10 protein-coding genes are annotated in these 12195 nt (G+C 68.4%); all 10 read left to right on the top strand.

The genetic code is table 11. The features are described 5' to 3' along the window. Complete coding sequence (gene mftG / locus A8G18_RS01875; protein ID WP_064062534.1) at nt 1–1461, top strand: mycofactocin dehydrogenase MftG; 1461 nt, start codon at nt 1–3, stop codon at nt 1459–1461. 36 nt (nt 1462–1497) lie between these two features. Further along, on the top strand, nt 1498–2796 hold the full coding sequence (locus A8G18_RS01870; RefSeq protein ID WP_064062533.1) for a sigma-54-dependent transcriptional regulator family protein: 1299 nt from the start codon (nt 1498–1500) through the stop codon (nt 2794–2796). Nucleotides 2797–2862: 66 nt separating this feature from the next. Next, nucleotides 2863–4386 carry an aldehyde dehydrogenase gene (gene adh, locus A8G18_RS01865; RefSeq protein WP_026003462.1) on the top strand — a complete coding sequence of 508 codons (1524 nt, stop codon included), beginning with the start codon at nt 2863–2865 and terminating at the stop codon, nt 4384–4386. A gap of 88 nt (nt 4387–4474) precedes the next feature. Then, nucleotides 4475–5005, top strand: a complete 531-nt coding sequence (locus tag A8G18_RS01860; RefSeq protein ID WP_064062532.1) for a DUF779 domain-containing protein — start codon at nt 4475–4477, stop codon at nt 5003–5005. A 141-nt stretch (nt 5006–5146) separates the two neighbouring features. Next, nucleotides 5147–5695, top strand: a complete 549-nt coding sequence (locus A8G18_RS01855) for a hypothetical protein (RefSeq protein WP_064062765.1) — start codon at nt 5147–5149, stop codon at nt 5693–5695. A gap of 261 nt (nt 5696–5956) precedes the next feature. Continuing rightward, nucleotides 5957–7264, top strand: coding sequence for an MFS transporter (locus A8G18_RS01850; protein WP_245207768.1), 1308 nt, complete (start codon nt 5957–5959; stop codon nt 7262–7264). 100 nt (nt 7265–7364) lie between these two features. Further along, nucleotides 7365–9032, top strand: a complete 1668-nt coding sequence (locus tag A8G18_RS01845; protein ID WP_064062531.1) for an AMP-binding protein — start codon at nt 7365–7367, stop codon at nt 9030–9032. 145 nt (nt 9033–9177) lie between these two features. Beyond that, complete coding sequence (locus A8G18_RS01840; RefSeq protein ID WP_016932945.1) at nt 9178–9447, top strand: GlsB/YeaQ/YmgE family stress response membrane protein; 270 nt, start codon at nt 9178–9180, stop codon at nt 9445–9447. Nucleotides 9448–9614: 167 nt separating this feature from the next. Then, nucleotides 9615–11576 (top strand): acetoacetate--CoA ligase, encoded by a 1962-nt coding sequence (locus tag A8G18_RS01835; RefSeq protein WP_064062530.1) that lies wholly within the window; start codon nt 9615–9617, stop codon nt 11574–11576. A gap of 65 nt (nt 11577–11641) precedes the next feature. Further along, the gene (locus A8G18_RS01830; protein ID WP_064062529.1) at nt 11642–11992 is read left to right on the top strand and encodes a hypothetical protein; all 351 of its coding nucleotides are present in this window, start codon (nt 11642–11644) and stop codon (nt 11990–11992) included. Nucleotides 11993–12195: the final 203 nt, after the last annotated feature.

The raw sequence follows: 12195 nt of genomic DNA, 5'->3' as shown, positions 1-12195 counted from the left end.
ATGATCCCGGCGCGCGCCGATGTGGTGATCGTCGGGGGTGGTAGCTGCGGGTGCGTTCTCGCCGCCCGGCTCAGCGACGATCCCGACCGCACCGTGCTGGTGCTCGAGGAGGGCGCGGTCTTCGGATCGGTGTCCGCCGTTCCGAAGGAGATCCGCGACGCCGCCGTCCTTCCGGTGGGTCCGGAAAGCCCGTGGACGACGAGCTTTCCCGCACGGTTGACCCCCGACGTCGACGCGACCGTGACGCGCGGCAGGGTGCTCGGCGGATCCGGGGCGGTCAACGGCGCCTATTTCGTGCGCGCGCGACCGGCCGACTTCGCGTCCTGGCCCGCATCGTGGTCCTACGAGCAGGTGCTTCCGTACTTCCGGGCCACGGAGACCGACGCGGACTTCACCGGCGACCTCCACGGGACATCCGGTCCGATTCCGGTCGCCCGGGTACCGCGCGACCGGATGCATCCGCTCTCGCGGGCCTTCGCCGACGCCGCCGAACGCGCCGGTTTCGCTTCCGTCGCCGACCTCAACGCTCCGGGACCCGACGGGGTCGGCGCGGTCCCGTCGAACGTCCGCGACGGGACGAGGGTGAGCCCGTTCCTCGCGTATCTGGAACCTGTCCTGGACCGGCCGAATCTGACGGTCGTCGGCGGGGTGACCGCGACCCGCGTCGTGATCTCCGGTGATCGCGCGAGGGGTGTCGAGATCGCCGGACCCGACGGACCGCGCACGGTCTCGGCCGGGCACGTGATCGTCGCCGCGGGCGCGGTGAGATCTCCCCAGTTGCTGATGCTCTCCGGCATCGGCCCGGCCGACGAACTGCGACGGCTCGGCATCGACCCGCTGCACGACCTTCCCGGGGTGGGCCGCGAATTCTCCGACCATCCGGAGTTCACCGTCCCGTACCGGTTCCGCCCGGGTCTCCCGCCGCACACGGTGCTGCTCGAGACGGTCCTGCACACCGAGAACCTCGAAGTGCGTCCGTACACCGCGTCTTTCGGCGCGGCGATCCCCGGCAGCGGCGTTCCGCATCCGGTCCTCGGCGTCGTCCTGACCCGCCCGCGCAGCCGCGGACGCATCGTGCTCGACGAACGCGACCCCAGGCGCCCACCGCTGCTCGACTACCGGTACCTGACGGACCCGGCCGACCGGACGACCCTGGAGGAGGGTGTCCGGCTCGCGACCGATCTGCTCGCAGGCGTCGCCGGTGTCGTCGAGACCGGCAGCGTGGACGCCGGCAACGGCAGGCTCGGAACGTCGCTGCATCTGTCCGGCACCTGCCGGATGGGCGACGACGAGCACGCCGTGGTCGACGAGTGGTGCCGCGTGCGCGGGACCGACCGGCTGAGCGTCGTCGACACCTCGGTGTTTCCGCAGGCACCGAGCCGGGGACCGCACGCGACCGCGGTGATGCTCGCCCATCGCGTCGCGACCGCTGCGAAGGTCGGACTGCCGTATCCGGTGTGATCCCGACTACAGTGGCGGGGGAGGAGGCGCCCGTACATGACGGATCGTGGAATCGCGACGACCAACCCCTGGGTGGCACTGGGTCCGGGAGCGGACGTGGCCGCGCACGCACGTGCGGTGCTGCGCGCGCACGGCACGTTCGTCTCCGCACGCGGCACGGATCGGCTCGACGGGGTGCGCTCGGTGGTCCGCGACTCGTGGAGCCGGAGCCTGCAGCGCGGCATCGATCCCGACGTCGTCGAACAACCCGCGCTGCTCGACGGGCGCGAACTCGAGGAGTACCGCGCCGGTCACCCGATGTCGTTGATCCGCCCGGTGGTGCGCAAACTCCTCGTCGAGGACGCCGCCGACAGCGGACTGCTGGTCGCGATCACCGACGGGCAGGGCCGGCTGCTGTGGGTCGAGGGCGATCACGCCGCCCGCGACCGCGCCCTGTCGATGAGCTTCGTCGAAGGAGCCGACTGGAGCGAGGACCGCGTCGGCACCAACGCGCCGGGAACCGCTCTCGCCGTGGATCATTCGGTACAGATCTTCGGCGCCGAACATTTCAACCGCACGGTGCACGAATGGAGTTGTTCGGCCGCTCCGGTGCACGACCCCACCAGCGGACGGATCCTCGGTGCCATCGACATCACCGGCGGGCACCGCGTCGCCGCCCCCGAGGTCCTGCAGCTCGTCCGCGCCACGGTCGCTGCGGCAGAAGCCGAGCTGCGGCTCCACGCCCTCAGCGGCCGCCCGCTGCTCCCCTCGGCGACGCCGCGCATCGAGACCATCGGCACCGGGCGTCCCGCCCTGCACCGCGGGGGCGAACGGGTCGGCCTGTCCCGCAGGCACGCCGAGATCCTGCTGATCCTCGCCGATCATCCCGAGGGCCTGAGTTCCGACCGGCTCGCGGTGCTGCTCGACGAGAACGAGCTGGACTCGGTGACCATCCGCGCCGAGATGTCGCGTCTGCGCAAGGTGCTCGGGGCGGAACATCTCGGCTCACGGCCCTACCGGTTGCTGACCGCGCTCGACACCGACGTCGCGGATGTGCGCCGCGCGCTCGACCGCGGCGACGTGGCCTCGGCGGTGCGTCTGTGCGCCGGTGAGATCCTGCCCGGCTCGGTGGCGCCGGGCGTCGAGGAGATCCGCGACGAACTCCGCACGGGGGTGCGGGCCGCACTGCTGCGCTGCGGAGACGAGCACCTGCTCGCGCAGTGGACCTCGTCCGTCCACGGCCGCGAGGACATCACCGCGTGGGCGGCCTACCGGGCCTCGATCGATCCTCGATCACCCCGCTTCGCGCAGGTCGACGCCACAGTGACCCGATTGGACAGGCTGCTCGCAACGTAGTTGCAACCCTCGCGTCCGTAGTGTTCCGGATCACATACCGACCGCTCGACGCTGCAGGAGATGCACATGACCGTGTACGCCCGTCCCGGTTCGCCCGACGCCCTCATGTCGTTCCAGTCCCGGTACGACAACTGGATCGGCGGCCAGTGGGTGCCGCCTGTGAAGGGGGAGTACTTCGAGAACGTCACCCCCGTCACCGGCCAGGTGTTCACCGAGGTCGCTCGCGGCACCGAGGAAGACATCGAACTCGCGCTCGACGCTGCCCATGCCGCCGCACCGGCCTGGGGCAGGACGTCGCCCGCCGAACGCGCGCTGATCCTCAACAAGATCGCCGACCGCATCGAGGAGAACCTCGAATCGATCGCCCTCGCCGAGTCGTGGGACAACGGCAAGCCCATCCGCGAGACTCTCAACGCCGACATCCCGCTCGCGATCGACCACTTCCGTTACTTCGCGGGAGCCATTCGCGCGCAAGAAGGGTCGATCTCCGAGATCGACTCCGAGACGGTCGCTTACCACTTCCACGAGCCGCTCGGTGTCGTCGGCCAGATCATCCCGTGGAACTTCCCGATCCTCATGGCCGTGTGGAAGCTGGCACCCGCCCTGGCCGCCGGCAACGCCGTCGTCCTCAAGCCGGCCGAGCAGACCCCGGCGTCGATCCTGCACCTGATCTCGATCATCGGCGACCTGCTGCCGCCCGGGGTGATCAACATCGTCAACGGTTTCGGTGTCGAAGCGGGCAAGCCTCTCGCATCGAGCCCGCGCATCCGCAAGATCGCGTTCACCGGTGAGACCACCACGGGCCGGCTGATCATGCAGTACGCCTCGCAGAACCTGATCCCGGTGACCCTCGAGCTCGGCGGCAAGAGCCCCAACATCTTCTTCTCCGATGTGCTGTCGGCGAACGACGACTACCAGGACAAGGCCCTCGAAGGCTTCACGATGTTCGCCCTCAACCAGGGCGAGGTGTGCACGTGCCCGTCTCGTGCACTGATCCAGCAGGACATCTTCGACGACTTCCTCTCGCTTGCCGCGGTCCGTACCAAGGCCGTCCGCCAGGGCGACCCGCTCGACACCGACACGATGATCGGCGCCCAGGCGTCGAACGATCAGCTCGAGAAGATCCTGTCGTACATCGAGATCGGCAAGAGCGAGGGTGCCAAGGTCATCACCGGTGGTGAGCGCGCCGATCTCGGCGGCGACCTCTCGGGCGGCTACTACGTGCAGCCGACGATCTTCCAGGGCGACAACACGATGCGCATCTTCCAGGAGGAGATCTTCGGCCCGGTCGTGTCCGTGACGTCCTTCGGTGATTTCGACGACGCGATCTCGATCGCCAACGACACCCTCTACGGTCTCGGTGCCGGCGTCTGGTCCCGCGACGGTGGTGTCGCCTACCGTGCCGGTCGCGCCATCCAGGCCGGCCGGGTGTGGACGAACACCTACCACCAGTACCCCGCGCACGCGGCCTTCGGTGGGTACAAGCAGTCCGGCATCGGCCGCGAGAACCACCACATGATGCTCGACCACTACCAGCAGACGAAGAACCTCCTGGTGTCCTACGCTCCCAAGGCACAGGGCTTCTTCTGATGCACACTTCGGCGCCTGTCACGTCCGCACGACGTGGCAGGCGCCGTCGCCATACGCACCGAGCACCGTGCACCCCAACGGAAAGGGCATGTCTGTGACCGTCCCACGCCTCGTGGCGACCGTCGACGCCGTCGCACTGCTGCGCCGCCTCGCGCAGCGCACCGGACCGCTCATGATGCACCAGTCCGGCGGATGCTGCGACGGCTCCGCGCCGATGTGTTATCCCGACGGTGAGTTCCTCGTCGGCGACCGTGACGTCCTCCTCGGAGTCCTCGATCTGCGTCTCGGGGCGGGGGAGACCCGCGCCGATCGGCCGGTCGGTGCCGACGCTGTGCCGGTGTGGATCTCCGGTTCGCAGTTCGAGGCGTGGAAGCACACCTGTCTCGTCCTCGACGTGGTGCCCGGACGCGGCTCCGGGTTCAGTCTCGAGAGCCCGGAGGGAGTGCGTTTCCTCAGCAGGGGGCGCGCGTTCACCCCCGACGAACTGGCGCTTCTCGAAACCGACCGGCCGCGGACCGGCCGCGACCGGGAGGCCGGTGACCAGCCCGCCGCGTCCGATACGCCGACCGTGGTCGCCGAGGCCGCCGACGCGTGTCCGGTGCCCGGCCTGTCCCCGTGATCCACGCTCGTCCGACCTCGAGATCCCGCCGAGGAGGGTGACTCCCCGGCCGGCTGCCCGGGTGCGTCAGAATCGGGACGGAATCCGTCCGGATTCCGGATGACGATGTGGGCGCCCGGTGGGTGCGGCGAGGAGTGGGCGATGGCCTTCGCAGGCAACGTGGACGAACTGGCACTGCTGCAGACGGTGCGTCTGAAGAAGCAGGTCACGGCAGAGGTGCTCGCCGCGCACCTCGGTGTCTCGGTGGCGGCCGGCCAGGCCGCGGTGACCGCGCTCCTCGAGCAGGGCAAGGCCGCGGAGAACGACGGCGGCATCAGTCTCACCGACAGGGGCTCCTCCGAGCTGAACGACCAGCTCGACGCGGAGCGGGTCTCCATCGACGAGGATTCGATCTCGGATCTCTACGACCGGTTCCTCCCCCTCGACGAGGAACTGGCCACGCTCCTCGAGAACGCGGACTCCGACGGATTCGTCGACGGCCTCATCGCCCTCGACCGGCAGGCGCAGAGCCTGTTCGACGACGTATCGGCGTTCGTGCCGCGACTGTCGCGCTACCAGGATCTGTTCGCCGAGGCCCTGGAGAAGATCAAGGGCGGCTCGCTCGCGTGGGCCACCGCGGCCAACATCGACTCCTACGCCTCCGTGTGGAGCGAGATGCGCCGGGAGATCGCGGGCGCCGCCGGACGCTGACAATGTCGTTCGTTCGGCATACTATGTGATGCCGGTCACCCCACCCCCTTCCGGGGGTGGTGAAGGGGTGACCGGAATCACTACGTTTCGTTCATCCGCGGAGGCGACCACGCCCGCGGTTCGAACGGACAACGGAGGACTCACGTGACCAGTGTGTCGACCCCGGGGGCTGCCGAACCCCCCGTCGCCGGACCGGTGGGACGTTCCCGTCCCGACTCATCCGCGCCCCGCCGCGCGGGGCAGAAGAAGGACGGGCCCGGTATCCGGCGCGTCGCCGTGGCCAGTTGCATGGGCACGACGATCGAGTTCTACGACTTCTTCATCTACGGCACCGCTGCCGCGCTCGTCTTCCCGACGGTCTTCTTCCCGGCGCTCGGATCGACCGCGGGTACCGTCGCCTCCTTCGCGACCTTCGCGGTCGCGTTCATCGCCCGCCCCGTGGGTGCAATGCTGTTCGGGCACTTCGGTGATCGCATCGGCCGCAAGAAGACACTCATCTCCACGCTGCTGCTGATGGGCATCTCCACGCTGCTCATCGGTCTTCTGCCCGGCGCCGAGACCATCGGCGTCGCCGCCCCGATCATCCTCGTGCTGTTGCGCTTCGCCCAAGGATTCGCCGTGGGCGGCGAGTGGGCCGGCGCGACGCTGCTCACCGCCGAATACGCGCCACCGGGTCAACGCGGTCTGTATGCGATGTTCCCGCAGCTCGGTCCCGCCATCGCCTTCGCACTGTCGAGCGGCACCTTCCTGTTCACCGGTCTCGCCCTCGGCGACACCAACGACGCCTTCCTGAACTACGGCTGGCGGATCCCGTTCCTGCTCAGCATCGTTCTGGTGGGCATCGGCCTCTACATGCGCCTCGCCATCGAAGAAACCCCCGTCTTCCGCGCAGATCAGGAGGCTCGCCTCCGTACAGAACAGGAAGCCCGTCGTAACACCCCGGGCGCGGAGGCCCAGGCCCCGCGCCGGCTGCCCTTCCTCGACGCGCTGCGCTACCAGGCCAAGGAGATCTTCCTCGCCGGCGGTGCGCTGGCCATCATGTTCGCCTTCTTCTACATGGGCACGGCCTACCTGACCAGCTACGCAACCTCGAAGCTCGGGTTCGACCGGCCGTTCGTCCTCATGGTGGGTATCGCCTCGTCGCTGGTGTTCGGTCTCGCGATCGTGCTGTCCGCGCTGTATTCCGACCGCGTCGGGCGCCGGAAGGTCATCATGGTCTCGTGCGCGTTCTCCGTGGTCTGGGCACTGGTGTTGTTCCCGCTCCTCGACACCGGTTCACCGATCGCGTTCGTGCTCGGAATGATGATCACCCTCGCGATCTTCGGTGTCGCCTACGGGCCGTGCGGAGCACTGCTGCCCGAGATGTTCGCGACCCGCTACCGCTACACCGGTGCCGGTCTCGGCTACAACTTCGCCGGTGTCCTCGGCGGCGCCATCCCGCCGATGATCGCCGCCCCGCTCGCCGCCTCCTACGGCGGCATCGCGATCGGGATCATGCTGGCCGGAATCGGCCTCGTGAGCCTGGTCTGCACCGCGGCGCTCGTGGAGACCCGCGACCGGGCCCTCTGATCCACCGCCCCACCGATCCACCCCCCCCGGTGGCGGTCGTCCGGCAGCAGCCCGACGACCGCCACCACAGCCGTATCCCCGTCTCGAGAAGGAGAATGCGATGTCCGGCCTCGACGTCGACCGTCTGCCGAGCTACACCCAGGGTGCCTGGGATGTCCCGTTGCTCGGCGACACCATCGGCGACAACCTCGACCGCACCGCCGCCCGCTTCGGCGGCCGTGAGGCGCTTGTCGATTCCGCCGCCGGAAAGCGCTGGAGTTACACCGAATTCGTCGAGGATGTCGACGTGCTCGCGCTCGGCATGCTGCGGTCGGGCATCGTCAAGGGCGACCGCGTCGGCATCTGGGCGCCCAACTGCTGGCAGTGGGTGCTCGTGCAGTACGCGACGGCGAAGATCGGAGCGATCCTCGTCAACATCAATCCCGCCTACCGGTCGCACGAGCTGCAGTACGTGCTCGAGCAGGCGGGCATTCGGATGCTGGTGTCCGCCCCGACGTTCAAGACCTCCGACTACGCGCAGATGATCGAGACCGTCCGGCCCAACTGTCCCGATCTCGAGGACGTCGTCCTCCTCGACTCGCCGCGGTGGGACGACCTCGTCGACACCGGTCGCGCTGCGCTCGCCGAGGACCGGGCATCGCTCGACGCGGCCCAGGCGGCCCTGTCGCCCGACGATCCCATCAACATCCAGTACACCTCGGGCACCACCGGTTTCCCCAAGGGCGCCACTCTCAGTCACCACAACGTGCTCAACAACGGTTTCTTCGTCGGCGAGCTGTGCCACTACACCGAACACGACCGCGTGTGTATTCCCGTGCCGCTGTACCACTGCTTCGGGATGACGATGGGCAACCTCGCGTGCACGAGTCACGGCGCGACCATCGTGTTGCCGGCGCCGGGATTCGACCCCGCCGCGACGCTCGGTGCGGTCGCCGCGGAGAAGTGCACGTCGCTGTACGGGGTGCCGACGATGTTCATCGCCGAACTGGCCGACCCCGGATTCGAGAACTACGACCTGTCGAGTCTGCGGACCGGAATCATGGCGGGATCGCCGTGTCCGGTGGAGGTGATGAAGCAGGTGATCGACCGGATGGGCATGAGCGAGGTCTCCATCTGCTACGGCATGACCGAAACCTCGCCGGTGTCCACGCAGACCCGCAGCGACGACAGCATCGAACGGCGGGTGAGTACTGTCGGGCGTGTCGGCCCGCATCTCGAGGTCAAGATCGTCGACCCGGTCACCGGGCTGACCGTGCCGCGGGGGGAGCCCGGTGAACTGTGCACTCGCGGCTATTCGGTGATGCTCGGCTACTGGGATCAGCCCGACAAGACCGCCGAGGCGATCGACGCGGGCCGATGGATGCACACCGGTGACATCGGCGTCATGGACGAGGACGGATACGTCTCGGTGACCGGCCGGATCAAGGACATGGTCATCAGGGGAGGCGAGAACATCTATCCCCGCGAGATCGAGGAATTCCTCTACACCCATCCGGACATCCTCGACGCCCAGGTAGTCGGCGTGCCCGACACGAAGTACGGCGAGGAACTCATGGCGTGGATCCGGATGCGCGAGGGCGCCGAACCGCTCGATGCCGATTCGCTCCGGACGTTCTGCACCGGAAAGCTCGCCCACTACAAGATCCCGCGCTATGTGCACGTGGTCGAGGAGTTCCCGATGACGGTGACCGGGAAGGTCCGCAAGGTGGAGATGCGCGAGCAGGCGATCGCCTTGCTCGAGGCGACACGAGCGGACGGGGGCCGGTGAGACCACGGCCCTGCCGGAGAAGGATGTTCACTCGAAAGGCACGTCGAATCCGCCTCGTGTGAGACGTTCATGATCGACACTGATGGGGTACATGGTCGTCGAGGTTGCGCCGCCCCGGGTGCGGCGCCGAACAGAGAGGCTCACCATGGGACAGATCATCGGCACGATCATCTTCGGCGCAGTCATCGGTATCCTCGCCCGGTTGGTGATCCCCGGTAAGCAGGCGATGGGGATGCTCATCACCATCGTCATCGGCATCATCGGTGCGCTGATCGGTTACTGGATCTGGGGTCTGATCTCGTCCGAAGGTAACGAGAACACCTCCGGCATCGACTGGATCCGCTGGATCATCTCCATCGCCGTCGCTGTGGTGCTCACCCTCATCTACACGTCTGCGACGCGCGAGCGGCGATAGCCGCGAGTCGTCGCGCGGGGCTCCGCTCGGACGCCGCGAACGTCGTGTACCGGCAGTCGCCCGTGCACGACGGTCCTCGGCCGGTCCGGGCGGAGCCTCCGGCCGTGCCTGGATGCGCTCCCGGACCACGTGCGCAGAGGTGGTCCCGGACGGGGAGGTGAACAGTGGTGGAACCGCAATGGATCCCGAGCGACGTCGACGTCGAGGAGGCGAACGTCACCGGGTTCACCCGGTTCGTGGAGGGCAGACACGGGCTCGACCTGCCCGGCTACCGGGCGTTGTGGCAGTGGTCCGTCGACGAGCCCGGCGCATTCTGGCAGGCCGTGTGGGACGCCTTCGACGTCGTCTCCCACACCGACCCCGGCCCTGCTCTCGCGGACGCCTCCATGCCCGGCGCCGTGTGGTTCCCGGGAGCGCGACTGAACTTCGCCGAGTACGTCTTCCGTGAGCGTCCGCCCGACGAGGCCGCCGTCGTCCACCTCGACGAGGAAGGACACCGCCGCGAGGTCTGCTGGTCCGAACTCGAACGCCGGACGGCCGCGCTCGCCGCGACGCTCCGCGCGCACGGGGTGGGGGAGGGTGATCGTGTCGTCGGTTACCTGCCCAACATCCCCGAAGCGATCGTCGCCCTGCTCGCCACGGCGAGTATCGGTGCGGTCTGGGCCGGATGCGGACAGGACTACGCCGCACCCGCGGCGATCGACCGTCTGGGCCGGCTCGAACCACGAGCACTCGTCACGGCGACCGGTTACCGGTATGCAGGTCGCCGGTACGACCGCGTCGACGAGGTGGACGTACTCCGCGCCGCGATGCCCGGCCTCGCCCTGACGGTCGTCGTGTCGGAGGGTGGGACATCGTTCGACACGTCCGGGTTCGACACGTCCGGGCAGACCGGGACCGTTCTGGACTGGCGGGACGCCGTCTCCGGCGACGCCGCTCTCGAACCCCTGCCCGTTCCCTTCGACCATCCGTTGTGGGTGGTCTTCTCCTCCGGCACCACCGGCCCACCGAAAGGCTTGGTGCACGGCCACGGTGGTGTGCTGCTCGAGCACCTGAAGGCGTTGTCGCTGCACCTCGATCTCCGACCCGGCGACCGCTTCTTCTGGTACACCGGCCCGAGTTGGATGATGTGGAACTTCCTGCTGTCGGGGCTGCTCGTGGGGTGCACCGTCGTCACCTACGACGGCGCCCCGTCCCGCCCCGAGGTCGACCGCCTGTGGCGGATCGCCGCCGACGAACACGTCACGGTGCTGGGGACGAGCCCCGGCTACGTGCTGGCGTGTATCAAGGCCGGTGTCGTCCCGCAGGCGGACCACGATCTGTCGGCCCTCCGCGCGGTCGGGGTCACCGGGGCGACGCTGCCCGCCTCGTCGTCGGCGTGGCTGTCGGACAACGCCGGCGAGCACGTGCAGGTGATGTCGATCTCCGGCGGGACCGACGTCGTGACGGCCTTCGTCGGCGCCGTCCCCACGGTGCCCGTGTGGCCGGGGGAGATCTCGGTGCCCTGCCTCGGTGTGGCCGTCGACGCGTTCGACGAAGGGGGCCGGCCGGTGCGCGGAGAGGTCGGAGAACTCGTGGTGACCGTCCCCATGCCGTCCATGCCCGTGCGGTTCTGGAACGACCCGGACGGCAGTCGCTACCGCGACGCCTACTTCTCCGTCTATCCGGGCGTGTGGCGCCACGGCGACTGGATCACGATCACCGAGCGCGGAACCTTCGAGATGCACGGCAGGTCCGACTCCACCCTCAACCGCCACGGTGTGCGGATGGGCAGTGCCGATATCTACCAGGCCGTGGAGAACCTGCCCGAGGTCGTCGAGTCGCTCGTCCTCGGCATCGAACAACCCGACGGCACGTACCGCATGCCGCTGTTCGTCGTCCTTGCCGACGGCGCCGCACTCACCGAAGATCTGAAGGAACGTATCCGCACGGCCGTGCGCGAACACGCCTCCCCGCGGCACGTACCGGACGAGATCGTCGCCGCACCCGGCGTACCGCACACCCGCACCGGAAAGAAACTCGAGGTGCCGCTCAAACGAATCCTGCAGGGAGCCGATCCCGGCCGCGTCGTCGACCGCACCGCGATCGACGAACCCGACCTGCTCGACTGGTACCGCGACCAGGCGTGATCCAGGGCACACCATGAGTGTCGCCTAACTGGACAGTCCCCGTCCCGAATGGTCGGATTGCGCCCATGGACATCGCTATCAAGATCTTCCTGATCCTGCACTTCATCGGTCTCGCCGGCATCATCGGCTCGTGGCTCGCGGTCATCAAGGATCCGCGTGTCGTCGCGGGCATGCTGCACGGCGCCATCCTGCAGGTCGTCTCGGGTCTGGCGCTGGTCGGACTGAACGAAGCGAACGACGCGGACCTCGACCACATGAAGATCGGCATCAAGCTGCTGGTCGCCCTCGCCATCCTCGTCGTCGCGATCGTCGGCATGAAGAAGGAGAAGCAGAACCCCGGCTCGACCGCGACCCTCGCCCACGTCGCCGGTGGTCTGGGCATTCTCAATGTGATCATCGCCGTGGCGTGGACGTGATCGTCCGCACTCGGGTGACAGCCGGTCGGCGCCGGGTGGGCACCCTGTAGATTGGTCCCGGTGCGTATGTCATGGGCTCCGGTGATGACCGGCGGGTAACCTGCTTCGGGCGCCTCGGCCGAAAGGCCGGGGATTCGTTGCTGCGTCCGGTCCTGCGGAGAGTCCTACCGCCCGGCCGCGCCGTAACGATTCCCACCTGGTCA

The organism is Rhodococcus gordoniae (genome assembly GCF_001646655.1).
Classification (GTDB): domain Bacteria; phylum Actinomycetota; class Actinomycetes; order Mycobacteriales; family Mycobacteriaceae; genus Rhodococcus; species Rhodococcus gordoniae.
This window is presented reverse-complemented; position numbering and strand designations above follow the sequence as displayed.